Annotated in this window: 30 protein-coding genes; 11 read left to right on the top strand and 19 right to left on the bottom strand. The window is 72.2% G+C overall.

The features are described 5' to 3' along the window. Positions 1 to 43: 43 nt before the first annotated feature. Complete coding sequence (locus J1M46_RS09780) at positions 44 to 286, bottom strand: hypothetical protein (RefSeq protein WP_206447623.1); 243 nt, start codon at positions 284 to 286, stop codon at positions 44 to 46. 75 nt (positions 287 to 361) lie between these two features. Here J1M46_RS09780 and J1M46_RS09775 point away from each other — a divergent pair, with 75 nt between their 5' ends. Next, complete coding sequence (locus J1M46_RS09775; RefSeq protein ID WP_206447622.1) at positions 362 to 1,033, top strand: DNA alkylation repair protein; 672 nt, start codon at positions 362 to 364, stop codon at positions 1,031 to 1,033. Between the two features lie 14 nt (positions 1,034 to 1,047). Here the strand turns inward: J1M46_RS09775 and nhaA are convergent, their stop codons facing one another. Continuing rightward, positions 1,048 to 2,307 carry a Na+/H+ antiporter NhaA gene (gene nhaA, locus J1M46_RS09770; RefSeq protein WP_206447621.1) on the bottom strand — a complete coding sequence of 420 codons (1,260 nt, stop codon included), beginning with the start codon at positions 2,305 to 2,307 and terminating at the stop codon, positions 1,048 to 1,050. A 267-nt stretch (positions 2,308 to 2,574) separates the two neighbouring features. Between nhaA and J1M46_RS09765 the strand changes: the two genes are divergently transcribed. Next, positions 2,575 to 3,348, top strand: coding sequence for an SDR family NAD(P)-dependent oxidoreductase (locus J1M46_RS09765; RefSeq protein WP_206447620.1), 774 nt, complete (start codon positions 2,575 to 2,577; stop codon positions 3,346 to 3,348). Next, positions 3,294 to 3,920, top strand: coding sequence for a DUF4260 family protein (locus J1M46_RS15920; protein ID WP_446698576.1), 627 nt, complete (start codon positions 3,294 to 3,296; stop codon positions 3,918 to 3,920). The genes J1M46_RS09765 and J1M46_RS15920 overlap by 55 nt, the downstream gene beginning before the upstream one ends. Here J1M46_RS15920 and J1M46_RS09755 read toward each other — a convergent pair. From J1M46_RS09755 to J1M46_RS09740, 4 genes are all read right to left on the bottom strand, one after another. Next, positions 3,805 to 4,092, bottom strand: a complete 288-nt coding sequence (locus J1M46_RS09755) for a YgaP-like transmembrane domain (protein WP_206447618.1) — start codon at positions 4,090 to 4,092, stop codon at positions 3,805 to 3,807. The two genes, J1M46_RS15920 and J1M46_RS09755, sit on opposite strands and share 116 nt — an antisense overlap. A gap of 116 nt (positions 4,093 to 4,208) precedes the next feature. Next, a complete protein-coding gene (locus J1M46_RS09750) occupies positions 4,209 to 4,982 on the bottom strand; it encodes a sulfite exporter TauE/SafE family protein (RefSeq protein WP_342384342.1) in 774 nt (257 codons plus the stop codon). Continuing rightward, the gene (locus J1M46_RS09745) at positions 4,979 to 6,394 is read right to left on the bottom strand and encodes an MBL fold metallo-hydrolase (protein ID WP_206447617.1); all 1,416 of its coding nucleotides are present in this window, start codon (positions 6,392 to 6,394) and stop codon (positions 4,979 to 4,981) included. Before J1M46_RS09745 ends, J1M46_RS09750 begins: the two co-directional genes overlap by 4 nt. Positions 6,395 to 6,556: 162 nt before the next feature. Beyond that, positions 6,557 to 6,742 carry a hypothetical protein gene (locus tag J1M46_RS09740; RefSeq protein WP_206447616.1) on the bottom strand — a complete coding sequence of 62 codons (186 nt, stop codon included), beginning with the start codon at positions 6,740 to 6,742 and terminating at the stop codon, positions 6,557 to 6,559. 93 nt (positions 6,743 to 6,835) lie between these two features. Between J1M46_RS09740 and J1M46_RS09735 the strand changes: the two genes are divergently transcribed. Beyond that, positions 6,836 to 7,120, top strand: a complete 285-nt coding sequence (locus J1M46_RS09735; protein ID WP_206447615.1) for a metal-sensitive transcriptional regulator — start codon at positions 6,836 to 6,838, stop codon at positions 7,118 to 7,120. A gap of 33 nt (positions 7,121 to 7,153) precedes the next feature. On the opposite strand, the gene J1M46_RS09730 is transcribed toward J1M46_RS09735, so the two are convergent. After that, positions 7,154 to 8,446, bottom strand: a complete 1,293-nt coding sequence (locus tag J1M46_RS09730; RefSeq protein ID WP_206447614.1) for a M18 family aminopeptidase — start codon at positions 8,444 to 8,446, stop codon at positions 7,154 to 7,156. A gap of 135 nt (positions 8,447 to 8,581) precedes the next feature. Here J1M46_RS09730 and J1M46_RS09725 point away from each other — a divergent pair, with 135 nt between their 5' ends. Next, a complete protein-coding gene (locus tag J1M46_RS09725) occupies positions 8,582 to 9,169 on the top strand; it encodes a dihydrofolate reductase family protein (protein ID WP_206447613.1) in 588 nt (195 codons plus the stop codon). A 9-nt stretch (positions 9,170 to 9,178) separates the two neighbouring features. On the opposite strand, the gene J1M46_RS09720 is transcribed toward J1M46_RS09725, so the two are convergent. Together J1M46_RS09720 and J1M46_RS09715 are read right to left on the bottom strand one after the other, a co-directional pair. Further along, positions 9,179 to 9,589 (bottom strand): antitoxin HicB, encoded by a 411-nt coding sequence (locus J1M46_RS09720; protein ID WP_206447612.1) that lies wholly within the window; start codon positions 9,587 to 9,589, stop codon positions 9,179 to 9,181. 14 nt (positions 9,590 to 9,603) lie between these two features. Then, complete coding sequence (locus J1M46_RS09715) at positions 9,604 to 9,813, bottom strand: type II toxin-antitoxin system HicA family toxin (protein WP_206447611.1); 210 nt, start codon at positions 9,811 to 9,813, stop codon at positions 9,604 to 9,606. A gap of 93 nt (positions 9,814 to 9,906) precedes the next feature. Here J1M46_RS09715 and J1M46_RS09710 point away from each other — a divergent pair, with 93 nt between their 5' ends. Continuing rightward, a complete protein-coding gene (locus J1M46_RS09710; protein WP_206447610.1) occupies positions 9,907 to 10,095 on the top strand; it encodes a hypothetical protein in 189 nt (62 codons plus the stop codon). 3 nt (positions 10,096 to 10,098) lie between these two features. Here J1M46_RS09710 and J1M46_RS09705 read toward each other — a convergent pair whose 3' ends face one another. Beyond that, the gene (locus J1M46_RS09705) at positions 10,099 to 10,911 is read right to left on the bottom strand and encodes an alpha/beta fold hydrolase (RefSeq protein WP_342384341.1); all 813 of its coding nucleotides are present in this window, start codon (positions 10,909 to 10,911) and stop codon (positions 10,099 to 10,101) included. A gap of 133 nt (positions 10,912 to 11,044) precedes the next feature. Beyond that, positions 11,045 to 11,623 carry a LapA family protein gene (locus J1M46_RS09700; RefSeq protein WP_241249079.1) on the bottom strand — a complete coding sequence of 193 codons (579 nt, stop codon included), beginning with the start codon at positions 11,621 to 11,623 and terminating at the stop codon, positions 11,045 to 11,047. 233 nt (positions 11,624 to 11,856) lie between these two features. Here J1M46_RS09700 and J1M46_RS09695 point away from each other — a divergent pair, with 233 nt between their 5' ends. Beyond that, positions 11,857 to 12,723: a DUF559 domain-containing protein gene (locus J1M46_RS09695; protein WP_206447608.1), complete on the top strand. Its 867-nt coding sequence runs from the start codon at positions 11,857 to 11,859 to the stop codon at positions 12,721 to 12,723. A gap of 70 nt (positions 12,724 to 12,793) precedes the next feature. Here the strand turns inward: J1M46_RS09695 and J1M46_RS09690 are convergent, their stop codons facing one another. Further along, positions 12,794 to 13,033 (bottom strand): putative acetyltransferase, encoded by a 240-nt coding sequence (locus J1M46_RS09690; protein WP_206447607.1) that lies wholly within the window; start codon positions 13,031 to 13,033, stop codon positions 12,794 to 12,796. 46 nt (positions 13,034 to 13,079) lie between these two features. Beyond that, positions 13,080 to 14,504, bottom strand: coding sequence for an SDR family oxidoreductase (locus J1M46_RS09685; RefSeq protein ID WP_241249571.1), 1,425 nt, complete (start codon positions 14,502 to 14,504; stop codon positions 13,080 to 13,082). Positions 14,505 to 14,975: 471 nt separating this feature from the next. On the opposite strand from J1M46_RS09685, the gene J1M46_RS09680 reads away from it, so the two are divergent. The 4 genes from J1M46_RS09680 to J1M46_RS09665 all read left to right on the top strand — a co-directional run bounded on the left by J1M46_RS09680 (position 14,976) and on the right by J1M46_RS09665 (position 20,104). Then, entirely contained in the window at positions 14,976 to 15,305 is a 330-nt protein-coding gene (locus J1M46_RS09680; protein WP_206447606.1) for a type II toxin-antitoxin system HicB family antitoxin, read from the top strand. A gap of 34 nt (positions 15,306 to 15,339) precedes the next feature. Next, positions 15,340 to 17,871: a DEAD/DEAH box helicase gene (locus J1M46_RS09675; protein ID WP_206447605.1), complete on the top strand. Its 2,532-nt coding sequence runs from the start codon at positions 15,340 to 15,342 to the stop codon at positions 17,869 to 17,871. Between the two features lie 95 nt (positions 17,872 to 17,966). Then, the gene (locus tag J1M46_RS09670) at positions 17,967 to 19,499 is read left to right on the top strand and encodes an HNH endonuclease signature motif containing protein (RefSeq protein ID WP_206447604.1); all 1,533 of its coding nucleotides are present in this window, start codon (positions 17,967 to 17,969) and stop codon (positions 19,497 to 19,499) included. A gap of 164 nt (positions 19,500 to 19,663) precedes the next feature. Next, positions 19,664 to 20,104, top strand: a complete 441-nt coding sequence (locus J1M46_RS09665; protein ID WP_206447603.1) for a nitroreductase family deazaflavin-dependent oxidoreductase — start codon at positions 19,664 to 19,666, stop codon at positions 20,102 to 20,104. Between the two features lie 73 nt (positions 20,105 to 20,177). Here J1M46_RS09665 and J1M46_RS09660 read toward each other — a convergent pair whose 3' ends face one another. From J1M46_RS09660 to J1M46_RS09635, 6 genes are all read right to left on the bottom strand, one after another. Next, on the bottom strand, positions 20,178 to 20,807 hold the full coding sequence (locus J1M46_RS09660; RefSeq protein ID WP_206447602.1) for an SDR family NAD(P)-dependent oxidoreductase: 630 nt from the start codon (positions 20,805 to 20,807) through the stop codon (positions 20,178 to 20,180). Positions 20,808 to 20,832: 25 nt separating this feature from the next. Continuing rightward, positions 20,833 to 21,342, bottom strand: coding sequence for a nitroreductase family deazaflavin-dependent oxidoreductase (locus J1M46_RS09655; RefSeq protein WP_206447601.1), 510 nt, complete (start codon positions 21,340 to 21,342; stop codon positions 20,833 to 20,835). 43 nt (positions 21,343 to 21,385) lie between these two features. After that, positions 21,386 to 21,577, bottom strand: a complete 192-nt coding sequence (locus tag J1M46_RS09650) for a hypothetical protein (protein WP_092916735.1) — start codon at positions 21,575 to 21,577, stop codon at positions 21,386 to 21,388. Between the two features lie 97 nt (positions 21,578 to 21,674). After that, positions 21,675 to 22,310 (bottom strand): NAD(P)-dependent oxidoreductase, encoded by a 636-nt coding sequence (locus J1M46_RS09645; RefSeq protein ID WP_206447600.1) that lies wholly within the window; start codon positions 22,308 to 22,310, stop codon positions 21,675 to 21,677. Positions 22,311 to 22,419: 109 nt separating this feature from the next. Beyond that, positions 22,420 to 23,655: a nucleotide disphospho-sugar-binding domain-containing protein gene (locus J1M46_RS09640; protein WP_206447599.1), complete on the bottom strand. Its 1,236-nt coding sequence runs from the start codon at positions 23,653 to 23,655 to the stop codon at positions 22,420 to 22,422. A 150-nt stretch (positions 23,656 to 23,805) separates the two neighbouring features. Continuing rightward, entirely contained in the window at positions 23,806 to 25,044 is a 1,239-nt protein-coding gene (locus J1M46_RS09635; RefSeq protein WP_206447598.1) for a glycosyltransferase, read from the bottom strand. Positions 25,045 to 25,062: the final 18 nt, after the last annotated feature.

Genomic DNA, 25,062 nt, shown 5'->3' with positions numbered 1-25,062 from the left:
GCCCCACAGCGCCGGTCGAACCGCGGATTCGCAAGCACCCAGGTCAGGTCGGCCGGCACCGCCAGCATGACGTAGCTCGCTCGTGCGCGAGGATGCCGTAACCCCTGTCGTCCGATCGCGGCGGTGGATCGACATCGAGGTCGTCGAAGCGATCCGCGTCGCTGGTTTCGTCGACCGGGTCGCCGCGCTCGTCCGCCTCGCTGAACGGGTCGGGCCAATCCTCGAGCCCGTCGAGCGTCACCGCGCCCAGATCCACCAGCTCCGGCAGCCGTCCACGCCCGCTCATCCCGATACCTCTCGTCTGTCACCGCCGCCCATGCGATCGGGGCGACGACACGCATCCGTCTGAGACCATCGAGGTATGAGCGAGAGCACCGTCCCCGAGCTGTTGGCCGAGCTGGCCGCCCTCGAAGATCCCCGCGCGCGGGAGATCAACGAGCGGCACGGCGACGACCACGGCGTCAACCTCGGCAAGCTGCGCACGATCGCGAAGCGGCTGAAGACCGACCACGAGCTGGCGCTCGAGCTGTGGGCGACGGGCGAGACTCCCGCGCGGCTGCTGGCGCTGCTGATCGCCAGACCGAAGGCCTTCGGCGAGGACGAGCTCGACGCGATGCTGCGCGAGTCGCCCGCGCCCAAGGTGCAGGACTGGCTCGTCAACTACATCGTCAAGAAGGGCCCGCACGCCGACGCGCTGCGCCTGCGCTGGATGGACGATGCGGATGCGTCGGTCGCCGCCGCGGGCTGGGCGCTGACGAGCGAGCGGGTGCGCAAGGCGCAGACGGAGCACCTCGACCTGCCGGGCATGCTCGACACGATCGAGGCAGAGATGGCGACCGCGCCCGAGCGGCTGATGTGGGCGATGAACGAGAACCTCGCGAACATCGGCATCACGCAGCCGCCGCTGCGCGAGCGAGCGATCGGCATCGGCGAGCGGCTCGGGGTGCTGAAGGACTACCCCGTCGCGCGCGGCTGCATCTCGCCCTTCGCGCCCATCTGGATCACGGAGATGGGCGCGCGGCAGGAGGCGTAGGGCGCGCGACCCCCTCAGTCGCCGATGCGCTGCTGCGCCGCATCGGGCACGCCGTCCCTGTTCTCGTCTGCCGCGCGGGCACGGCGGGCATCCCAGCGCAGCAGCGGCGCGGCCAGGAGCGCGGCCACCCCCGAGCCGATGAGCACGGCGAGCTTCGCGGCGTCGGTGCGAGCGTCGTCATCGAACGAGAGCTCGGCGATCAGCAGGGAGACGGTGAAGCCGATGCCGGTCAGCAGCGCGACCGGCAGCAGATCGCGGATGCCGATGCCGTCGGGGAGCCGCAGCGGCGTCAGCCGGGTGATCAGCGCCGTGACGCCGAGCACCCCGAGCAGCTTGCCGAGCACCAGTCCTGCCGCGACGGCCAGCAGCACCGGCTGCGCGGCGAGCTGCGAGAAGCCTCCGCCGTCGACGACCGAGACGCCGGCCGAGCAGAAGGCGAAGACCGGGAGCGCGATCGCCGTGGACCACGGTCGCACGGCGGCTTCATGGCGATGCGTGCGCGGCTCTCGCTGGCCGTGCACGGGGCGCGCGGGAACGAAGGCGCCGAGCACCACGCCGGCGATGGTCGCGTGCACCCCCGACTCGTGCATGCACCACCACGCGACGAGGGCGATGGGGATCAGCACCCACCAGAAGTCGAAGCGCGAGCGCGCGAGCAGCGCGAACGCCAGTACCGCGAGCGCGGCGCCGAGCAGCGCGAACAACTGCACGGAGGCGGTGTAGAACACCGCGATGACGAGAATCGCCAGCAGGTCGTCGACCACGGCGAGCGTGAGAAGGAAGGTGCGCAGGCCGATGGGCAGGCCGCGGCCGAAGATGGCGAGCACGGCGAGCGCGAAGGCGATATCGGTGGCAGCAGGGATGGCCCAGCCGGTCAGTGCCTCAGGGTCGCCGGCGACGAGCACGATGCCCACGTAGACGAGGGCCGGCAGCGCCATGCCGCCGACCGCGGCGAGCACGGGCACGGCCGCGCGCTTCGGATCGCGCAGGCTGCCCGCCACGATCTCGTGCTTGAGCTCGACGCCGACGACGTAGAAGAAGACCGCGAGCAGGCCATCGGCCGCCCAGGCCGCGACGCTCAGGTCGAGGTGCAACGCCGCGGGCCCGACGCGCAGCTCCATCAGCGAGGCGTACGACTCCCGCCAGGGCGAGTTGGCCCAGATGAGCGCCAGGGCTGCCGCGAGCAGCAGCAGCGCGCCGCTCGTGGTCTCGAGGCGCAGCAGCTGCGCGATGCGCGCGCGTCGTGCGCCGGTGGGCGTGCGGGTGGGTTCCACGGGACTCCTCTCGACGCCGCCGAGCCTCGTGCCCGGCGGCACGCCGACCAGGCTTCCCGGCACACCGCGTCCAGTCTATGCACGGCTGGCGTGCGCCCGCGCCCCGGGATCTCCGCCGTTGCCGAGCCGAGTGTGGACAGGCCTTGCTGACACCCGGCAGGCTGGAGCCATGACCCGACTCACGCGGCGCCCGTGCCTCCCCGCCCGCTCAGCGACGCCCGGCCGGGAGTGCGGCTCGGTGCGCCGCCCATCGACGATGCTCGCCGCATGAGCGCGCCCCGGCGGGGCGTGCTGATCACCGGGGCGTCTGGCGGCATCGGGCGTGCCACCGCGCTCGGGTTCGCTGCCCGTGGCGACCGGGTCGCCGTGCACTTCGGGCGCGACCGAGCGAGCGCCGAAGCGACGCTCGCGCTGCTCCCCGGTGCGGGCCATGCGATCGTGCAGGCCGACCTCGCCGACCCGGATGCGGCACGCGCACTCGTCGATGACGCGGTCGGTGCGGTCGGCGAGCTCGACGTCCTGGTCAACAACGCAGCCGCCGCGCCGAGCGGCGGCAACGTCCATCGACCGGACGACGGGACGTTCGAGGATTGGGCGGCGGCATGGCAGCTGATGGTGCAGGTGAACCTCCTCGGTGCCGCGCATGCGAGCTGGGCGTTCGCGCGACACCTGATCGCACGGGAGGCGCCGGGCGCGATCGTCAACGTCGGGTCGCGCGGGGCCTTCCGCGGTGAAGCGGATCATCCCGCGTACGCGGCGACCAAGGCGGCGCTGCACGCGCTGGGGCAATCGCTGGCGCTCGCGCTCGCGCCGCACGGCATCTCGGTCACCTCGGTCGCGCCCGGGTTCGTCTCCACGGATCGCCAGCAGAGCAAGCTCGCCGGTGCGAGCGGGGCAGCGCTGCGGAGCGAGAGTCCCTTCGGCCGTGTCGCAAGCCCGGACGACGTCGCTGCCGCGATCCTGCACCTCGCCTCGCCCGAAGCTCGATGGTCGTCCGGTGCCGTCCTCGACGTCAACGGCGCCTCCTACCTCCGAACCTGACGCGCGGGGTCGGCCGTCAGTCGGAGTCTTGGCGCGTCGCGCGTGCGGCCTCGACGATCGCCTGCGCGAGGGAACCGGCTTGGACAGGGGATCGTTCAGCCACGGGAAGTCGACCAGATAGAAGTGCTCGTCACCGCCCCCGACATGTGGTGGTTCCCGTTCGCAGCCTTCCTCGCGTTCGACCTGTCGATGCTCGCGTATCTGCGCTCACCGCCGTCGGCGCAGCCTCGTACAACGCCATCCACACCTACGCGTGGCCCGCGGTGCTCATGGCGATCGCGCTGGTGACCGGCTCGGTCGCGCCGACGTTGTCGCTGTGCTTCGCGCTCATCGCTCTCGCGTGGGCGTTCCACGTCGGGATCGATCGGATGCTGGGCTACGGATTGAAGCTGCCCGATGCGTTCACGCACACGCACCTGGGGTGGATCGGCAAGGACCGCGGTAGGCCCGCACCGGTCAGTCCCGCTGCAGCGAATCCCGCGCCTCCGGGATGCCGAGTCGGTTGGGCTCTGCGGCGGCACGGTGCGCGAGCAGGGCGCCCGGGCACCAGCCGCGGATCGCGCCGACGATGAGCACTGCCGCGCCGGCGCCCGCGAGGATGGCGACGAGCGGCTGCGCCAAGCTGTCGACCGCGAACGCGGCGAGCAGCACCCCGACCAACGCCTGCACGACCCGCTCCACGCCGCCCGCCGCGCAGGCGTCGCGGAAGCGCGCGCGACGGCTGTCGCTCGGGCGGTGCGTCATCGCTGGATCTCGAGGCGGCGGTCGAGTCTCGGCAGTGCCGCGGCGAACTCGCCGTTAACCAGGAGGGCGAAGTGCTTGAGCATGGTGATCCTCGTCGGTGGTCGATCGGTGGGGGTTCAGGCGGGCGGGAGGAGCAGCGGGACCTGCTGCAGGACGATGGCCACGGCGACGACGAGCACGAGCACCGCGAAGGCGATGCGCAGCGCGCGGTCGGGGATGCGGCCCGTCAGGGCCGAGCCGAGGAAAGAGCCGGCGACGGCGATGACGATGAACGGCAGCACGAGCTGCCACGGGATGTCGGCGAGGCCCGGCTGGGTGGCGAGGCCGGTGAGCGTCTGCATGGCGATCACCATGAGGGAGGTGCCGACCGCGACCGCGGTGGGAAGGCCGACGAGCAGTATGAGCGCGGGCACGATCAGGAAGCCGCCCCCGGCGCCGACGAGTCCCGACAGCGTGCCGACGGCCGCGCCGAGCAGCAGGACGCGCGCGGCGGACATGCGCTCCACAGGCTTCCCGGCGGCCGCCCGGCGCCCGCGCAGCATGGCGATCGCGGCCGCGATCATGGTGGCCGCGAGCAGCAGCATGAGCAGCGTCGCCGGCAACAGACCGCCGATCAGCCCGCCGGCGAGGGCGCCGAGGATGCCCGCGGCCCCGAACAGCGCACCGATGCGCCAATGCACGCGTCCGGCGCGGGCGTGCCGCACGACTCCGACGGCGCTCGTCGCACCCACGATCAGCAGCGACGAGGCGATCGCCGCGCGCGGCTCGACACCGGCGACGGCGGTCAGGATCGGCACCGTCAGGATCGCGCCGCCGCCGCCGAGCAGACCCAGGCTGACGCCCACGAGGAGCGCCAGCCCGAGCGTCGCCGCGATCGCGACTGCGGTCACGCGACCGCGGAGGAGGAGCGATCGGTCGCGCGCAGCCAGCCGGCGTAGGAGCCGTCGAGCTCGATCACGTCGCGGCCGGTGCGGCGCAAGGCGCTCGCGACGATGCTGTTGCGCACGCCGCTCTGGCAGTAGGTGATGACGGCGCCGTCGGTCGGCAGCTGGTCGAGGTGCCAGAGCGCTCGGCCACCACTGAGGTGGCGAGAGCCCGGGATGTGGCCGGACTCGTGCTCGCCGCGGCCACGCACGTCGACGAGCACGGCGTCGTCGAGCCCGTCGAGCTCCTCAGGCTGCATGAGCTTGGGCTGCACGAGCGGCAGCCCCTCGAGCGATCGCATGTAGCCGTCGACGTCGTCGATGCCGACGCGCACGAGGTGGTCGCGCATCCGCTCGGCGTCGTCGGCAGTGTCGGCGAGCAGCACCAGGGGTCGCTGCTCGGTCTCAGGGTCATAGACCCACGCGCCGTAGCTGGCGGTCTTGCCGCCGTCCGGGATGTTGAGCGAGCCGGGCACGGTGCCCTCGTGCACCGCGTGCTGGTCGCGGGTGTCGACGACGATCGCAGCGTCCCCCTCGAGCAGCGTGCGCACCTGGGCGGCCGAGCGCTCGACGAGCGGCTCGCGCTCGCCCAGCAGCGCCGGGCCGGTGCGGTTCTGCCGCTTCATGCGCGCGAAGTAGGCGTGCGCGTCGGGCTGCCCCGAGAGCAGCTCGTCGACGAAGCCCTGCTCGTCGTCGGCCGCCAGGTGCGGCGCCCACCACGCGAAGGCGCGCTCGTAGCCGACGGTCGTCACGGCGATGGCGCCGAGCGCCTTGCCGCACGCGCTGCCGGCACCGTGCGCAGGCAGCACCTGCACGTAGTCGGGCAGAGTGAGGAAGCGGTCGCGCAGGCTCGCGAAGAGCTGCTTGGCACCCTCGAAGCGAGTGTCGACGCCGCCGGCGGCTTCGTCGAGCAGGTCTGGCCTGCCGACGTCGCCGACGAACACGAAGTCGCCGGTGAGCAGGAATCCGGGCTCGTCGGCCTGGGCGCCGTCGGTCACGAGGAACGACAGGTGCTCAGGGGTGTGCCCGGGCGTGTGGACCGCTCGCAGCGTGATGTTGCCGACGACGATCGTGTCGCCGTCGTGCATCCGGCGGGCGCCGGCGAAGCCCTCGCCGTACGTCCAGTCGGGACCGCCTTCATCCGAGACGTGCATCTGCGCGCCCGTGCGGGCGGCGAGCTCGCGGGTGCCCGAGAGGTAGTCGGCGTGGATGTGCGTCTCGGTGACGTGCGCGATGCGCAGGCCCTTGCTCGCGGCGAGGTCCAGGTAGACAGCGATGTCGCGTCGCGGGTCGACCACGATCGCCTCGCCCGTCGCCTGGCAGCCGATCACGTAACTCGCGTGCGCGAGATCCTCGTCATAGAAGCGTTCCAGCAGCATGATTCGTCGTTCCTCTCCGGGTCGGTCTCAGCAGCGGCAGCGGTCGGCAGCGGGGACGCCGGCGAGGGCCTCCTCGACGTGCTCGCCGCAGCCTGCCCAGGTGGGCTTGCCGCAGTGGTCACAGGTGATGCGTGCGCACATGGTGTCTTGTCTCCTTGACTCTCAGCGTCCGAACAGGCGGGCGAGGAGGCCGGGGCGCGCGCTACGCGCCTGGTCGATCTCGCTCTGCGAGTGCTTGCCGCTGCACCACTGCGCGCTCGGCACGGTGCGGCGCACCTCCTGCACATGCTGGCCGCAGCCGGCCCACGTGGTCTTGCCGCACACGCGGCAGCTCGTCGCTCTGCACATCTCGCCCTCCTGGCGCTGGGTGGATCGGGATACCCCCGGGGTATCCAAACTATACCCCAGGGAGTATCGTGGGTGTCAACCCTGGAGGATCACATGAGCAGCACCGCAGACCTGTCCATCGGGCACGACCCCGAGGCGAAGCGCAAGATCGTCAACCGCCTGCGTCGCGCCCACGGCCAGCTGGCCGCCGTCATCTCGGCGGTCGAGGATGAGGCGCACTGCCGCGACATCGTGCAGCAGCTCTCGGCCGTCTCGAAGGCCGTCGATCGTGCTGGCTTCCTCGTGGTCGCGGGCGCGCTGAAGGAGTGCATCGCGGATGAGCCCGAGGGTGGCGAGCGGTTCGACGAGCTCGAGAAGCTCTTCCTCTCGCTCGCCTGAGCGAGCGCCCAAGGGCTCCTCAGCGGCGGGGCGTCAGGCGCGGAAGAACGCCTCCGCGGCGCGCGTCAGGTCGAACAGGTCGCTGACGCCGGCGAGCTCGCGCGCCGAGTGCATCGACAGGATCGGGATGCCGACGTCGACCGTGCGGATGCCCAGCCGGGTCGCGGTGATCGGGCCGATCGTCGAGCCGCACGGCACGGTGTTGTTCGAGACGAACGACTGGCTCTGCACCCCCGCCTGCCCGCACCACGCGTGCCACGCGGCAGCGCCCGCGCCATCGGTCGCATAGCGCTGGTTGGCGTTGATCTTCAGGATCGGCCCGGAGCCCAGCACCGGCTGCACGACGGGGTCGTGCTTGTGCGCGTAGTTCGGGTGCACCGAGTGGCCGACGTCGCTCGAGACGCACCACGACGACGCGAGCGCACGCATCCGCTCTGCGCGGTCTGCGCCGAGCGCCAGGCCGATGCGCTCGAGCACGTCCTCGAGGAACGGGCCGGCCGCGCCCGAGCGGGTCGCCGAGCCGATCTCCTCGTGGTCGAACACGGCGAGCACCGGGATGTGGTCGGCGTCGAAGCCCTCGGCGGCAGCGGCGAGCGCGACCGTGCCGGCGTGCACGCTGGCGAGATCGTCGAGCCGGCCCGCCGCGAAGAAGACGTCATCCCTGCCGAAGACGGCGCCGCGGGCCGCGTCGGCGACCACCAGGTCGAAGCCGCGGATGCGGCCGGCATCGACCGGCGCGCCCTCGACCGTGGCGGATGCGGCCACCTCGGCCAGCAGGTCGGCCGACGCGGGTACGCCCAGGCCCCACACGGGCTGCGTCTGCGCCTGCCGGTCGAGCTGCAGCCCCTCGTTCGCCTCGCGGTCGAGGTGGATCGCCAGCTGCGGCAGCCGCAGCAGCGGCCCCGTCGCCGCCAGCAGCTCGGTGCCGTCGTCGAGCACCAGCCGGCCGGCGAGCCGCAGCTCGCGGTCGAGCCAGGAGTTCAGCAGCGGGCCGCCGTAGACCTCCACGCCCGCCTGCAGCCAGCCGAACCGGCCGGTGGTGGGCTGCGGCTTGAGCTTGAAGCCGGGGGAGTCGCTGTGCGCGCCGAACACCCGCACGGGCGTGGTGGCGGTCGCCCCCTGCGGCACGATCCAGGCGATCACCGCGCCGTCGCGCACCACCAGGTACCTGCCCGCGGCCTCGGGCCAGGCATCCGTCTCATCCAGGGCGGCGAAGCCGGCCGCCTGCAGCCGGCGGGCGACCTCGGCGGCGGCGTGGAAGCTCGAGGGCGAGGCGGCGACGAAGTCGGCGAGATCCTCGGCGTGGGTGAGCGGGGCAGCGGGCACGGCGGTGTCCTCCAGATCGACGGGCTCTCGATCGTATCCGGCGGCCGCAGGTGGGGCGTTGACGGGCGGCAGAGGTGGTCGTAGCGTGCCGACGGAGACCCGGCCTTCGCGCGCCGTGGCTCGGGAGGACGACCGATGCAACCGCTCACCGTGGACTTCATCTGCTCGCTCGACGGCTATGGCGCGGCCGAGGGCTGGCCGGGCTGGTGGGGCATGGAGAGCCCCGAGTACCTGCAGTGGCTCGAGGATTCGCCCGAGCAGGATCATCCGATCCTGATGGGCGCGACGACCTACCGGCTGATGTCGCAGCTCGCGGCGTCCGGTGAGCCGGGCACCGACGTGCTCGCCGACATGCCCAAGATCGTGTTCTCGTCGACGCTCACCGAGCCGCTCGCGTGGCCGAACACGACACTGGTGTCGACGGATGCGGTGGAGGCCGTGCGGCGGATGAAGCAGGAGGGCGATACTCCGTTGCGCACGCTCGGCAGCCTCTCGCTCTGCCGCGACCTGCTCGCGGCCGGCCTGGTCGACACCTATCGGGTCGTGATCTTCCCGGTGATCACCGGTGCGACCGGCGCCGACCGCATCTTCGACGGCTACCCCGATGTGCGGCTCGAGCTCACGCAGTCGCGCGCCTTCGAGGGCGGGCTGCAGCTGCTCGAGTACACGCCGACGGTGCTGAAGGGGCCGCCGGGCGGTGGGCCCGAGCGCGCCTTTGCGTGAGCGGCGGCCTCAGCGAGTTCGCTTCGTCGTGGTCTTGCGCGTCAGCAGCTGATAGACGCGCTGCGTGCTGATGCCGAGCGTCCTGCCGGCATCGGCCGCGGAGAGCCCGCGAGCACTCGTCAGCGCGGCGACCACGGCGCGCTTCTGCTGCGCGGCTCGTGCCTGCGCCTTGCGCGCCTCAGCCTCGGCCAATTCTGCCGCCGCCCAGGCTCCGCGCTCGTCCTCGAGTCCGGCGACCGTGACCCTGACCTCTATCGAGTCGAACTCGACGTCGAGCCACATCGCCGCCACGTCCTGCGCTTCGAAGGGCACCTCCGCGAGCGACTTCGCCTGCCCGCCTGTGTCGAGTGCAGGGATGGTGAAGACCCACCAGCGGCCCTCACGCTGCACCACCACATCGAGTCGGCGCTTCGCTGTCATCGTGGTCTCCTCCGTCATCGCCACTCCCGAGGGACCTCAATGCCCGTCGCGGTCAGCTGACTCAGCACCCCGGCACTCACCTCGCGATGCCCGACCGGCACCGCGAACTTCACGGAGCCGTCCGGTCTGCCCCAGATCTCGTGGCTGCCGCGGCCGTCACGAAGTCTCACCCAACCGATCGCTCGGAGATGCCTCAGTACATCCCTCGTCTTCTGCGGCTTCAACGTAGCAACCTAGACCCCTCTTGGCAAGTGCTTCTAGGCCGGGCTTGTCGCTCTCCGCGCTCGGCCATGAGGGGTCAACGTAGCCGAGGCGCCATGGGCGCGGGGCTCGTCCTCCACAAGTCGTCAGCCGATGCAGCAGTCGGCGCCGACTTCGCTTCAGGCGAGGCTCGAGCCCGCCTGTCCTGGGTCGCGGACGATCAAGCGGGCGTGGTTGAGGGCTGCGTGAGCTGGTCGAGGGTGTCCCTGAACCGCTACATCGAGCAGACGCTCGCCGAGGTGTAGCGCTCAGGCAACAGCGGGGCAGCGATCCGCGATGATCGCCGCCGTCGCGGGCGGGTCGATCGCGTGGTTCTTCGACTCGGGCACGTGCACGAGGGTGGCCGACGGCATCCGCTCGACCAGCATCGGCGCGGCCCGCTCGAGCACCGGCATGGTCTCGACGCCCACGAGCACTGTGGTCGGCACCGGCAGCGCGAGCAGCGCCTCGCTCGGCGTCGAGGTGGCGGCGGCGACCGTCGCGTCGTAGACCGTCGATTGCGCGAGCGTCGTCAGATGCTCGAACAGCGGCGAGGCCTTGATGCCCTCGACCATCTGCGGCGGCAGGCCGACGCCCTCCAGCTGGAAGGTCGTCACCGCATCGCCGCCGCGGCCCTCGTCGACGAGTGCCTGCAGCCGCTCGGGCAGGTCGGCGGCCGGCTCGTCCTGCCCGAAGCGCATCGGCGGCTCCGACAGGAACAGGTGCACGATCGCGGTGCCCGCCTCCGGCCGATTCGCCGCGTGCGAGGCCGCCAGCAGCGCCACCATCGCACCCGAGGAGTGCCCGAGCAGGATCGCGCTGCCACCGACCGCCTCGACGACCGCCGCGACATCCTCAGCCTCGCGCTCGGGCGCATAGGGTTGCGTGTCGCCGCTGTCGCCGCGCGCCCGGCGGTCGAAGGCGACCGCCTCGAAGCCCTGCGCGACGAGCGCGTCGGAGAGCGCGGATGCGTCGGCCGCCGTCGAGAAGGCGCCGCCCACGATCACGACGGGTCGGCCCGGGCTCGCTGCCGAGGGCCCGCTGCGGTGCACGGCGATGGCCGTGCCGTCTGCTGATGTCACGTGCTGCACGTCGGCCAGCCAAGCACCGGCCGCCGACGGCGTCCAGGGGCAATCGCGCGGGCGTGGTGGCTGGCTCGCGTCGCCGCGGCGCCGTCAACGGGGCGGATCGGCTTGCAGGCGCGCAGCGGTGCTGTCAGCGCAGGGCGCGCTTGATCTCCGACCGCTCCTTCTCGAGCCGGCGCACGCGGCGGCTCAGCTTGAACAGCCGCACCGAGCCCAGCAGCGCAGTGATCAGCACGCCGGCGATCGCCGCGAACAGCATCGCGATGCCCAGCGGCAGGCTGAACTCCCAGCCGAAGTAGGCGAAGCTCGCCGCCACGTTGTTCTGCAGGATGAAGATCAGCAGCAGCACCAGGATGACGGTGCCGAGGATGAGCGCGATCCAGGTGCCGCCGCTGATGCCCTGCCGCTGGTGCGCGTCGAGCGCGGGGTCGAGCGCGACGCGGGTGGGTTCGCGCGTGCCTGTGGTGTCGGCGCTGCGGGAAGCGGCGGCGGATCCGGTGCTGGGGACTGCGGGATCGTTCACCCGGTCGGCCCGGTCGGCCCGGTCGGCCCGGTCGGCCCGGTCGGCCCGGTGCGCGGGCGCGGGCTCTGCCGCTGCGCCATCGTCGTGCGGAGCGCGCTCGGCTCCGGCACCGTAGTCGATGACCATGTCGTCGTCGCCGTTGCCGTCGGCGCGACGGGGGACGCTCGGGGTGGCATTGGGATCCATGTCGGGCTCTCCTTGCTCGCGAGACTGCTGTGGGGACACGCTAGCCCCGCGTGCCTGAGAACGGGTGGGCCCGTGCCCGGCCCGCAGCACACCCGCCGCCGCGGATTCTCAACGTGTGAGGTGGTGGTTCGCCGCATGGTGTGCGGCGAACGTGCACCTCACACGTTGAGAGTTGTGCACAGCTGAGCGGCGGCGCGCCGCGGCCCTCGCGACCGGACATGCATCCTCCGCACATGGAGTTCCTGGAGTGGTTGGCGAGCGAAGGTGGGGTCTGCACCGTGCAGGCGGCGCGCAACGTCGTGTCGAAGGAGGAGCTGCAGGCGATGGCGGGCACGCAGATCTGGTCGCCGCTGCGCGGCTGGGTCGCGCTGGTTGGCCTGCAGAACGACGTCACCCGCGCACTGGGCGCCGGCGGTGTCGCGACGTGCGTGACGGCGTTCGCGAAGCACGAGCTCTGGCTGCCGCACGGGCCCCAGAAGCTGCACGTGCGCATCCGGCGCAACACGCACAGCCTGCGTGCGTCCGGCACGCGCGCGAAAGCCAGCATCGTCGCGCACGCGACACCGTCCCGCCTCGAGGAGTCACGCCCGCAGTTCGGCATCGACTCGCCCATCGCGGCGCTGGCCAATGCCGCACACTGCATCAGCGAGAGCGAGCTGATGGCGGCGGCCGATACGGCGCTCGCGAAGGAGCTCGTGGAGCCCGAAGATCTGGCGGAGCTGGTGAAGCAGCTGCCGCTGCGGCGAACGCGCGGGCTGGCGTGGGCGACAGGGACTGCGAGCTCCGGGTCGGAGTCGGAGTTCGCCGCGCTGCTGCGGCGCTGCCGCATCGCCTACCGGCAGCAGGCGTCACCGGTGGAGGGCGAGTTCGTCGACTTCCTGATCGGCCGGTCGCTCGTGATCGAGATCGACTCGGTGGCGTGGCACGCCTCGCCCGAGCAGATGGCGAACGATCGGCGCCGCGACGCCGAGCTGACGCGCCGCGGCTATGTGGTGGTGCGCTTCACGTATGAGCAGGTGCTCTTCCAGCCCGACTACGTGCGCGAAGTCGTGCTCGACCTGGTGCGGCGCGGCGTGCACCGCCGCGCCCCCTGGGGTTGACGTTCTTTCAACGTGCCAGGTGGTGCGATGCCGCACCCGGTGCGGCGAAGATGCACCTCACACGTTGAGATCAATGCTGCGGGTGCTGCCGAAGGCGCGGCGCCGGAGGCGGCGGCACCTGCTTGGCCGCGACGATGTCGGCGATGGGGATGACGACCGCTCCGCGACGGGTCGCGATCGTGCAGGTGGCCGCGTCGATCGCGACGAGGTCGCCCAGCGCATCCGTCGCCCCGTGCTGCCCGTCGTGCAGCCGGTAGCGCACCACCAGCCGCCTGCCCAGCGGCAGCGCGCGCAGCTCGGAAGGCGTCATGGTCTCGAGGCGCAGCTCGGGGCCGCTCCTCGACCGGCGGGCCGAGTCACCAGGCACCCTTGACGTAGTCCTTCAGGAAGATGCCGAAGAGGTCCTCGCCCGCCTCGCCGCGCACGATCGGGTCGTACACGCGGGCGGCGCCGTCGACCAGGTCGAGCGGGGCGTGGAAGCCCTCCTCGGCCAGCCGCACCTTCGTGAAGTGCGGCCGTTCGTCGGTGATCCAACCGGTGTCGACGGCGGTCATGAGGATGCGGTCGCTCTCGAACATCTCGCGCGCGCTCGTGCGCGTGAGCATGTTGAGCGCCGCCTTCGCCATGTTCGTGTGCGGGTGGCCGGGGCCCTTGTAGCCGCGGCCGAAGACGCCCTCCATCGCCGACACGTTCACGATGTACTTGCGGTGCGCGGTCGATGCCGCCATCGCCGGCCGCAGCTTCGACACCAGCAGGAACGGCGCCGTCATGTTGGCCAGCTGCACCTCGAGCATCTCGAGCGGCTCGACCTGGTCGACGTGTTGCGTCCAACTGTTGATGTGCTCCTCGTCGGGCAGCAGGCCGCCGGCGTCGATCGCGGTGCCGGCGGCGAGCCGCTCGAGCGACGACGAGCCGGCAGCCATCGCCTGCGCGGTCAGCTCGTCGGCCGTGCTCGCGGCTGCTGCGAGGATCGGGTGGTTCGCGACCGAGGCGGCGAGGGCGAGCGGATGCGCGTCGTTCGTGTGCCCGAAGGTCACGAGCTCGGGCATGGGGCCGCCGTGCGGCGAGAGCTCCGACAACGGCGTGCTCTCGGCCTCGACGAGCGGCGCGTAGGCGCCGGGGGAGCGTCGCACGGTCTGGGCGGCGTTGTTGATGAGGATGTCGAGCGGACCAGCCGCGGCGACATCCTCGGCGAGCCCGACCACCTGCGCCGGGTCGCGCAGGTCGATGCCGACGACTTTCAGCCGGTGCAGCCACTCGGCCGAGTCCTCGAGCGACGAGAACCGGCGCACCGCATCCCGCGGGAACCGTGTGGTGATGGTCGTGTGGGCGCCGTCGCGCAGCAGCCGCAGCGCGATGTGCATGCCGATCTTCGCGCGGCCGCCGGTGAGCAGCGCGCGCTTGCCGGTCAGGTCGGTGCGGGCGTCGCGCTTGGCGTGGCTGAGCCGCGCGCAGTCGGGGCAGAGCTGGTGGTAGAACGCGTCGACGAGCGTGTACTGCTGCTTGCAGATGTAGCAGCCGCGCGACTTGAGCAGCGTGCCGGCCGTGGGGGCGGATGCGCGGGTCGCCAGCGGGATGCCGCGCGTCTCGTCGTCGATGCGGTCGGCTGCGCCCGTCGCCGTGGCGGCGATCACGGCCCTGTCGGCCGCCTGGATGCGGGCGTGCTTGGCCTTGCGGCTGGCGAGCTTCACTTCCTTGAACATGTTCGCGGTCGCCTGCCGCACCGCGACGTAGTGCGGGTCGTCGCGATCCATCTCGTGCAGCGTCGCCAGCACGCGCAGCGTCGTCGCGACGTCGTCCGGCTCGAGCGTCGTCGGCTCGGCGTCAACTGCCGCGGCGGCCGCTGCGTCGGGCGTCGCCGGCACGTCGGCGGGCGCGCCGGAGGGATCCGATTGAGGGGGGAGCACAGGAGATTCTACCGAATCGCGGCGACTCGGGGCCTGACGGGTCACCCGCCATGCGCGCGACCACCCTTATCGTGGTGGCAATAGTGCTACCATGCGAGGTGTGGGGAAGCTGCGGAAGCGACTTGCGGCAATGCGCGCGTCGCCGAAGAACGTGCCGTTCGCCGACTTGCAGTCGGTATGCGAGCACTACTTCGGTGCCCCGAGGCAGCGGGGAGGATCACACCTCGTCTTCCGGACGCCGTGGCCGGGCGACCCGCGCGTGAACATCCAGGACCGGGACGGAAGGGCGATGCCGTACCAGGTGCGCCAGGTGCTGGCTGCGATTGAGAAGTTGGAGGGGGAACGATGAGCAAGGGATTGCACTACGGGTACCGCACGGAGTGGTCGGAAGAAGACGAGGCGTTCGTCGCGACCGCCGTCGAGTTCCCCTCGCTCTCCTGGGTCGCAGAGGAAGCGCCGGAGGCATTGCGGGGACTCGAGTCGCTCATCGCTTCGGTGATCGCCGACCTCGCCGCGAACGGCGAGACGGTGCCGACTCCACTGGTGGACCGCGTCTACTCGGGGAAGTTGAGCGTGAGGATCTCGCCGTCGCTGCACAAGAAGGTTGCGCTTCGAGCGGCGGAGGAAAAGGTCTCGATCAACCGGCTCGTGTCGCAGGTGCTCGCCGAGGTGTGACTGCCAGCGGCGCTCGTGCGACAGACTCGAGGCGATGACCCTCCTCGACCACGCCGCACAGCTCCGGGATGCCGGCACCTGGGATCCAGACCGAGCCTTCGACGCGTTCGAGGCCTGGGCCGCCGGGCGCGGGCTGCCGCTCTACCCGGCGCAGGAGGAGGCGCTGCTCGAGATCGTCACGGGCAGCAACGTGATCCTCTCGACCCCCACCGGCACCGGCAAGTCGCTCGTCGCGACCGGCGCGCACTTCGCGGCCCTCGCGCAGGGTCAGCGCTCCTTCTACACCGCCCCCATCAAGGCGCTCGTGAGCGAGAAGTTCTTCGCCCTCGTCGACACCTTCGGGGCCGAGCAGGTCGGCATGGTCACGGGAGACTCATCCGTCAACCCCGACGCCCCGATCATCTGCTGCACCGCCGAGATCCTCGCCAACCTCGCCCTGCGCCACGGCGAGGACGCCGACGTGCAGCAGGTGGTGATGGACGAGTTCCACTTCTACGGCGATCCGCAGCGCGGCTGGGCGTGGCAGGTGCCGCTGCTGACGCTGCCGCACGTGCAGTTCATCCTGATGTCGGCCACGCTCGGCGACACCACCGCGATCGCCGACGACCTCAGCCGCCGCACCGGCCGCGAGACGGCGCTCGTCACCGGCGTCGAGCGCCCCGTGCCGCTCAGCTACGAGTACGCGATGACCCCCGTGCACGAGACCATCGAGGAGCTGCTCGCCACCCAGCGCGCCCCCGTCTACATCGTGCACTTCGCCCAGGCGGCCGCCCTCGAGCGGGCGCAGGCGCTCTCGTCGGTGAAGATCGTCAGCCGTGAGCAGCGCGACGAGATCGCCACGGCGATCGGCGAGTTCCGCTTCACCACCACCTTCGGCAAGACCCTCTCGCGGCTCGTGCGCAGCGGCATCGGCGTGCACCACGCGGGCATGCTGCCGAAGTACCGCCGGCTCGTCGAGCAGCTCGCGCAGCAGGGGCTGCTGCGCGTCATCTGCGGCACCGACACGCTGGGCGTCGGCATCAACGTGCCCATCCGCACGGTGCTGCTCACGGGCCTGACGAAGTTCGACGGGCAGCGGATGCGTCAGCTCACGGCGCGCGAGTTCCATCAGATCGCGGGGCGCGCGGGCCGGGCCGGCTACGACACCGCGGGCTCGGTGGTGGTGCAGGCGCCCGAGCACGAGGCCGAGAACGCGAAGATGCTCGCCAAGGCCGGCGACGACCCGAAGGCGCGGCGGAAGCTCGTGCGCAAGAAGGCTCCCGAGGGCTTCGTCTCCTGGGGCAAGCCCTCGTTCGAGAAGCTCATCGAGGCCGAGCCCGAGCCGCTCGTGCCGCACATGCAGGTGAGCCACTCGATGCTGCTCAACGTCATCGGCCGCGGCGGCGACGCCTTCACCACCATGCGCGAGCTGATCGCCTCCACGCACGAGCCGCGCCGCGCGCAGCTCGCGCTCGAGCGCCGCGCGCTCGCGATCTACCGCACCCTCCGCACCGCCGGCGTGGTGGAGCAGGTGCCGGACCCGTCGATGCCCGGCGGCCAGCGCATCCGCCTCACCGTCGACCTGCAGCCCAACTTCGCGCTCAACCAGCCGCTCTCACCCTTCGCTCTCGCGGTCATTGACATGCTCGACCCGGCCGAGCCGACGCATCCGCTCGACGTCGTCTCGGTGATCGAGTCGACGCTCGACGACCCGCGGCCGATCCTGTCGCAGCAGCAGTTCCTCGCGCGCGGCGAGGCGGTCGCGGCGATGAAGGCCGAGCGCATCGAGTACGAGGAGCGCATGGAGCTGCTCGAGGAGGTCACGCACCCCAAGCCGCTCGAGGAGCTGCTGACCGCCGCGCTCGAGGTCTTCGCCTCGTCGCAGCCGTGGGTGGGCGACTTCGCGCTCTCGCCGAAGTCGGTGGTGCGCGACATGTGGGAGCGGGCGATGACCTTCGCCGACTACACGCAGCACTACTCGCTCGCGCGCTCGGAGGGGCTGGTGCTGCGGTATCTCTCGGACGCCTACCGCGCCATCCGGCAGACCGTGCCGGAGGAGGCCAAGAGCGAGGATCTGCTCGACATCATCGAGTGGCTGGGCGAGCTCGTGCGGCAGGTCGACTCGAGCCTGCTCGACGAGTGGGAGCAGCTCATGCACCCGGTGGGGCCGGGCGAGACGCCGATCGCGCCGCCCCGGCCGCCGAGCGTGGTGGCGAACCCGCGGGCCTTCCGCACGCTGGTGCGCAATGAGCTCTTCCGCCGCGTGCAGCTCGCGGCACTCGATAAGCACGAGGCGCTCGGCGAGCTCGACGGCCCGTCGGGCTTCGGGGCGGATGCGTGGGGTGACGCCCTCGATGCCTACTACGACGAGCACGAGACGATCGGCACCGGCGCAGATGCCCGCTCGTCGCGCATGCTGGTCATCGACGAGGGGCGCGAGGTGTGGGAGGCGCAGCAGATCCTCGCCGACCCGGCCGGCGACCACGACTGGCGCATCTGGGCCACCATCGACTTGGTGGCGTCGGCGGATGCGGGCGTGGCGGTCGTGCAGGTCACGCGCGTCGGGCGCCTGTCGCTAGTCGAGTAGCGCGCGCAGCGCGCATATCGAGACCGGCTCCGCGAGTTCTCCACCCCCCTCCGGTGCGCGGTCGCCGTGTCAGTGGCACGTGATGGAATGCGTGCATGTTCGAGGACGGCGTGGATGCGGAGGAGTACATCGCCGCTGTCCGTGCCGGCGCGATCGACCCGTACGGGCGCACTGCGGATGAGCTGCAGGAGTCGCTGGACGCGTACGATCGTGACTGGACCGAACGCCTGATGGCGCTGACCGAGGAGCAGCTCGACGAGGTGGTCGCCGGCCGCATGCCGCTGCCTGCGCTGCCGGGCCCGATCGAGTCGGAGCACGCCGCCCGCTTCCGCGCGGAGTCGGAGTTCGTGGGCCGTGCCCGCGCGCTGGAGGTGCAGACGGCGCGGCTGGAGGCAGCCAAGCGGGAGTTGTACGCGGCCCGCTTCGCGCGGCTGGCCGACGAGCCGGGCGTGTTCGACACGAACCTGCACGAGACGGCCTCGAACCTCGCGGTGGAGCTGCGCCTCTCCGACCGCACGATGGAGCGGCGCATGATCGCCGCCTCCCGGATGGTGAGCGAGCTGCCGCTCGCGCACGACGCCCACCGGGCCGGCCGCATCAACAGCGGCCATCTGCGCACGATCGAGCAGGCGACCGAGGCGCTGCGCCTGGACGCCACAGTCGATGCCGGCGAGCGGGCGAGGGTCGAGCAGGAGCTCGTCGCCATGGCCGAGACCACGACCCCTGGGCAGCTGCGCTCACGGGCGAAGCGGATCGTCGATCGGGTGCTGACCGAGCCCTTCCAGCAGCGGCACGACCGGGCGCGCGAGACGCGCGAGGTCTTCCTGCAGGACGAGGGCGACGGGATGGCGTTCCTGGGCGTGCGCTGCCTGGCGGTGGCGGCGAAGGCCGCCTACAACCGCGCCACCGACGCGGCCCGGCGCAAGCCGAAGGATGACCCGCGCACGTTCGACCAGTACCGGGCCGATGTGGTCATGGATCTGCTCACCCGCGGCCAGGTGCCCGACGACGTCAATGGCGTGCACGGGGTGAACGGGATCACCGCGACGGTCGCGTTGACGATCCCGGCGACCGCGCTGCTGCGCGAGCCTGCCAGCGATGGTTCGGGGCGGCAGGAGCTGTTCCCGGCGCTGCTCGATGACGAGATCCTCGTCGATGTCGACACCGTCCGCATGCTCGCCGCCGAGACGGTCACCTGGGAGCGGCTCTTCCTCCACCCCGTCACCGGCGTGCCGGTGACGGTCGACACGTACCGGCCGAACCGGGCCATGCGGCGCTGGCTGCGCGCCCGCGACGGCCGCTGCCGCTGGCCCGGCTGCAACAACCCCGTCTACCGCGCCGACGTCGACCACACCCACGACTGGGACGCCGGCGGCGCGACCACCATCGGCAATCTCGCGCACCTGTGCCGCCGGCATCACACGATGAAGCACGCCACCGCCTGGACGGTCCAGCAGCTCGAAGACGGGGTGCTCGAGTTCACCAGCCCCCTCGGCGTGGTGCTCCGCAGCGAACCCGAACACCAAGGCCCAGCGTTCGTCGACACCGACGACATCATCTGGGGCACCATCGCCTGCACCCAGCCCAGCCTCCCCAACGCCCCACCACCGCTGAACACACCCTTCTGATCCGGGCCAACGTGGCGCTTGCATGCTGACGCTTGCGCGCTGACGCTTGCGCGCTGACGCTTGCGCGCTGACGCTTGCGCGCTGACGCTTGCGCGCTGACGTGTGCCCGCTGGCGCTCGCTCGTGGCCGTGCCCGGCTACGCTCGAGATGACTGAGGGGGATGCATGCCACTGGAAGGCGAGTACGAGCCGAGCACATCCGATTGGGCGCGAAAGCAGGCCGAGGCTTTCGAGGCGTCGAACGGGGCCGAGGCCAACACGCTGCGAGGCATGCCGATCATCCTGCTCACCAGCGTCGGCGCGAAGAGCGGCAAGCTGCGCAAGACCGCGCTCATGCGGGTCGAGCACGAGGGCGAGTACGCCGTGGTCGCGTCGCTCGGCGGCGCCCCGAAGCACCCCGTCTGGTACTTCAACCTGAAGGCGCAGCCGCACGTCGAGCTGCAGGACGGCGCCGAGCGGCACGACTACCTCGCGCGCGAGCTCGAGCCGGGCGCGGAGCGCGACCTGTGGTGGGATCGAGCAGTCGCCGCCTACCCGCCCTACGCCGACTACCAGCAGAAGACCGAGCGCCTCATCCCGGTGTTCATGCTGGAGCGCAAGAGCTGAGGGCCGAGACCCTTTCGGGTCTCGACCGCGACGCCAGCGCCGACGCCCGTCCTGGGCGTCGTGGCCAGCGAGCTCAGTCGAAGCTGGGGTTCGGCGCGAACTCCGCGGTGAGCTCGGCCGCGAGCGCGGTCACGTCGGTGGCGCCGGCGAACGCGCGCTCGGGCTGCGCTGCCCGCTCGGCATCCGAGACCAGCGACTTCACGCGCTTGACGACCGTGCGCGCGGGGGTGTCTCGCAGTGCGTGCCCGACCGCCGCGAGCCAGGCCTCGGCCGCCGCCTTCAGCGCCACGTAGTTCGCGTTGCCGGCCGTCGGGTGCTCCACACCGGTGGACGAGACGATCGCGACGAGACCCGCATCCGAGCGCCCGATCGCGCCGGCGAACGCGCGCGTGGTGTTGCGCAGCGTGCCGACGACGCGCGACTCGAGCCACGCCCAGTCCTCGTCGGTCTGGCCGGCGAGGCCGCCGCCGCCGCGCCAGCCGCCCACCAGGTGGAGCAGGCCGTCGAGCTCGCCGATCTCGGCGGCGAGCGACCCGACCGCCTCGAGATCGGTCAGGTCGCACTCGAAGCGCTCGCTCGCGTCGACGAGTCCGAGCCGGTCGGCGTTCGATCCGACGGCGATGACGTGGTGACCTGCGTCGAGCAGGGCGGATGCGGTGGCGTGGCCGAGCGCGCTCGTGGCGCCCGCGATGAGGATGCGCATGGCGCCCAGTCTGCCGTGCCGAGCGCTACCGGCGCTCGCGGAAGGGCGACGGGACCGCATCCGTCGTCAGCCGGAACAGCCGCACGGTGCGCCCGGAGTCGCGCTCATAGGCGCGGTAGCCGGGCCACTGCGCCTCGATGCGGGCCCAAGCCGCGTCACGCTCGGCGTTCGGGATGCGGGCGGCGCGCACCGGGTAGCGCAGGCCGCGCACGACCACCTCGGCGTCGGGGTGCGCGGCGAGATTCGACGTCCATCCGGGGTGCTGCGCGCGGGCGAAGCTGGTGCCGGCGATGATCGCGCCGCCGTCGCCGTCGGGCGTGAACATCAGCTCGTTCGCGCGCGGCTGCCCGCTCTTCGCGCCGACCGTGTGCAGCACGAGCGAGGGCACGAGGATGCCGGAGACCACCAGGCGCCCGCCGGTCAGCCGCTTGGCGATGCGCTCGGCGACCGGCAGCGCCCTCGGTCCGATGCGGCGGAACGCGCGCGTGCGCGTGACCGGCGCGAGCAGGCGGCGGAGGCGCTGGCGGATGCTCATGCGACGATCGTCGCACGGGCAGCCGGTGCCGGGCGGTGGTCTGTCAGTCGTGCCGCTTGGCGCCCTTGCGGGCATCCTGCACGAGCTGCCGCACCTCCGACTCGGGCGGCACCGCGCCGCCCGCGTTCAGCTGCGCCAGCACGGCGTCCACCGCGTCATTCTCGCTGCCCTCGAGCGGGATCGAGAGCCCGCGCTTGAGCAGCTCGCCGTAGTCGGGTACCCAGTCGATGCTCATGACCCCACCGTGCCACCTCCATGGGCGGGCTGGCCAGGGGTCGATCCGCCGAGGAGGCTGCGGCCTCGTGGACCGCAGCCTCCTCGGCGCGCGGGGCTCAGTACGCGAAGTGCACGTGCGCGCGGCTGTGCTCGCTCGACTCGATCGCGTCCACGACCGCGAGGGCGAAGTCGGGGCCGGAGATCGCGGAGCCGTCGGCCGCCAGCGGGGTCTCGCCGCCCGTGCGGTACTCGCCGCGGCGGGTCTGGTCGGGCACGAAGCTGCCGAAGGTGCCGGCGGGGGAGACGTACGTCCAGTCGACGTCGTCGACGGCGCTGACCCGCTCGTAGGCGGCGAACAGCTCGCGCGACTCGCCCTTGTACTCCGGCGCGAAGGCGTCGGTCTCGACGATGCGCTCGCCGGCCTCGTCCTTCAGTGAGCCGAACCCGCCGACGATGATGAAGCGGGTCGGGGTGCCCGCGAGCCGGCCCGCGATGTCGGCATACGCATCCGCCACCTTGCCCTCCATGTCGCCGCGCGGCGAGAGCGCGCCGACGACCACGTCGGCACCGTCGATCGCCTCCGCGAGCACGTCGCCGTCGAGCACGGAGCCCTTGATGACGCGGGCTCCTGCGGGCGCATCCTGCGGGGTCGAGCGCGACACCAGCGTGAGCTCGTGCCCGCGACTCGCGGCCTCCTCGGTGATGTTGCTGCCCGCGAACCCTGTCGCGCCGAGCACTGTGATCTTCGCCATGTGTGCGTTCCTCTCTTCGAAGTCTCTGCACTCAGACAACGACGAGGGCGGTGCGCGCATTCCGGTGGATGTGCCGTGGCGCGTCTGCGCAGACCGGCGGCTCCTGCGGCTACCGCGTCTGCTCGTGCAGCTGGGCCTCGATGAGGTCGGCGGCCCGGCCAGCGCCGCCCGCCGCCTCGAAGCCCGCGGCGACCGCATCCACACCGGCCTGCATGCCGCGGGCCCGGCGCACCGCATCCCGCAGCCGCTGCGGGGTGAGCCGCTTGCGCGGCAGCCGCACGCCGGCGCGCGCATGCTCGACGCGGGCGGCGACCTCGAACTGGTCGCGGCCCCACGGCACCACGACCACCGGCACGCGCCGGCCGAGCGCCTTCTGGGTCACGCCCATGCCGCCGTGGGTGATGGCGCAGACCGCCCGGTCGAGGATCGGGCCGTGCGGCACGAAGCCGGTCACGTGCGCGTTGGGCGGCGGCCGGAACCCGAGCCGCGCCTCGGCCGGCATGGTGGCGACGACCGTGACCGGCTCGTCGGCGAGCGCCGCGAGCGTCACGCGCACGATGTCGGTGTCGCCCTGGAAGTCGTTCGAGGTGGTCACCAGCACGATCGGCCCCTCGATCTCGTCGAGCCAGCGGGGCGTGGCCGCGGGCGGCTCCCACGAGGTCGGCCCGACCATCGGCACCTTGGGCCCCCACTCGGTGTGCGCGTACTCGAGGGGCTCGGCGGTGGTGACGATCATCTGCGGCGCGCGGCGCAGCACCTGGTCGAAGTCCTGCAGCGGCGGCAGGCCCGCGACCTCGGCGCGCAGCGCGTTGATCGTCGGCATCGAGACGCGCGTCGCAGCATCGAGCACGGTGCGCGCAACCGAGGCGTCGCGCAGCCGCCCGAGCGGTCCGCGCATCGGCCGCAGCCCCGGCCCGAACGGCGGCCAGCCGCTCGAGCGCAGCACCGGCGTGTAGGGCGAGATCGATGCCCACGGCAGCCCGGAGGCCTCGGCGACCGCCGCCGCGCCCCAGGTGTTGACGTCGGTGAGCACCAGGTCGGGGCGCTCGCGCTCGAGCAGCGAGCGCAGGTCGGGACCGTCGAGCCGGCCGCGCGCGCAGTACAGCGCGCTCAGTCGCACCAGGCTGTCGAACGGGCTCGCGGCACGCCAGTCGTCGAAGTCGATCTCGCCGATGGCCGGATCGATCGCGTCGGCGTCGAAGCCGAGCATGCGCATGCGGTCGACCTCCGCCGGCAGCGTGCGCATGCGGATGCGGTGGCCGCGCCGCTGCAGCTCGAGCAGGATGCCGGCGAACGGGAACGCGTGAGCGAGCGCCGGGCTCGTATAGGCCGCGATGAGGGCCACGCGGTGCCTCCTTGCAATGCGGCAGCGGATGCGTCGGCTGGGGTCCGCGCAGGTGCTGGGCCGGGGTGCGTGGCCGCGGGCGTCGCCGGCCACCAACGCTCAAGCGTAGTGGCCCGCGCCCACGCGGACGGTGCCTTCGGCGCGGCGCGGCTATCGAGCGGCGCTCGCCGACAGCTGCTGCTCGATGAGGTCGGCCGCACGCGGCGCGCGGCCAGCGGCCGCGAGGCCGGCGGCGACCGCCTCGACGCCCGCCTGCATCCCGCGGGCACGGCCCACCGCATCCCGCAGCCTCGCCGGCGTGAGCTGCGATCGCGAGAGCCGCACGCCGGCGCCGGCATGCTGCACGCGCGCGGCCACCTCCATCTGGTCGCGGCCGTACGGCACGGCCACGACCGGCACGCCGTGCGCGAGCGCCTTCTGCGTCACGCCCAGCCCGCCGTGGGTGATGGCGACCGCCGCCCGCTCGAGCAGCAGGCTGTGCGGCACGAAGCGCTCGACGCGTGCGTTGCGGGGCAGCGCCACGCCCAGCCGTGCCCCGTGCGCCATGGTCGCGATCACCGCCACCGGCTCGTCCGCCAGCGCTTCGAGCGCCACGCGCACGATGTCGGTGTCGCCCTGGTAGTCGGTAGCCGTCGCCACCAGCACGACGGGGCGGTCGAGCCGGGTGAGCCAGGCCGGCGCGGGTGCCGGCGGCTCCCAGGAGGTCGGGCCCACCAGCTGCAGCCGCGGCGCCCAGTCGTCGTGCCGGTACTCGAGCGGCTCGGCGGTCGTGACGAGCGTGAGCGGGGCGCGGCGCACCATCGCGTCGTAGGAGTCGATCGCAGGCAGCGCGGCGACCTCGGTGCGCAGCGCATTGAGCATCGGCGTGGCCGCCCGCATCGCCGGCCGGTAGACCAGCCGGTCGATCAGCGCATCCCGCAGCCGGCCGGCCGGCCCGTTCGCCGGTGCGAGGCCGGGGCCGTACGGCGGGCAGCCGCGCGAGCGCATGGCCGGCGGGTAGGTCGCGAGCGACACCCACGGCATCCCCGTGCTCTCGGCGACCGCGGCAGCGCCCCAGGTGTTGACGTCGGTGAGCAGCAGATCGGGCTGCGACTGCTGGATGAGCGCGCGCATGTCCGGCGCCTCGCGCCGGCCGCGCTCGCAGAAGGTCTCGCACATGCGCCCGTAGGCGTCGAGCACACGTCGCGCGCGCCAGTCATCGAACTCCACGGCCTCGACCCGCGCGTCGACCGCGTCCGCGTCGAAGCCGAGGTCACGCATCCGCCCGACCTCGCTCGAGAGCGTGCGCAGCCGGATCCGGTCGCCGCGGCGCTGCAGCTCGAGCAGCACGCCGGCGAACGGCAGCACGTGGCCGAGCGCCGGGCTCGTGTAGGCCGCGATCGTCGCCATGGCGTGACTCCAGCTCGG

The organism is Agrococcus sp. KRD186 (assembly GCF_017168255.1).
In the GTDB taxonomy this organism is placed as follows: Bacteria; Actinomycetota; Actinomycetes; order Actinomycetales; family Microbacteriaceae; genus Agrococcus.
Note: the sequence above shows the minus strand (reverse complement) of the source record. Positions and strands in the feature narration are given on the sequence as shown.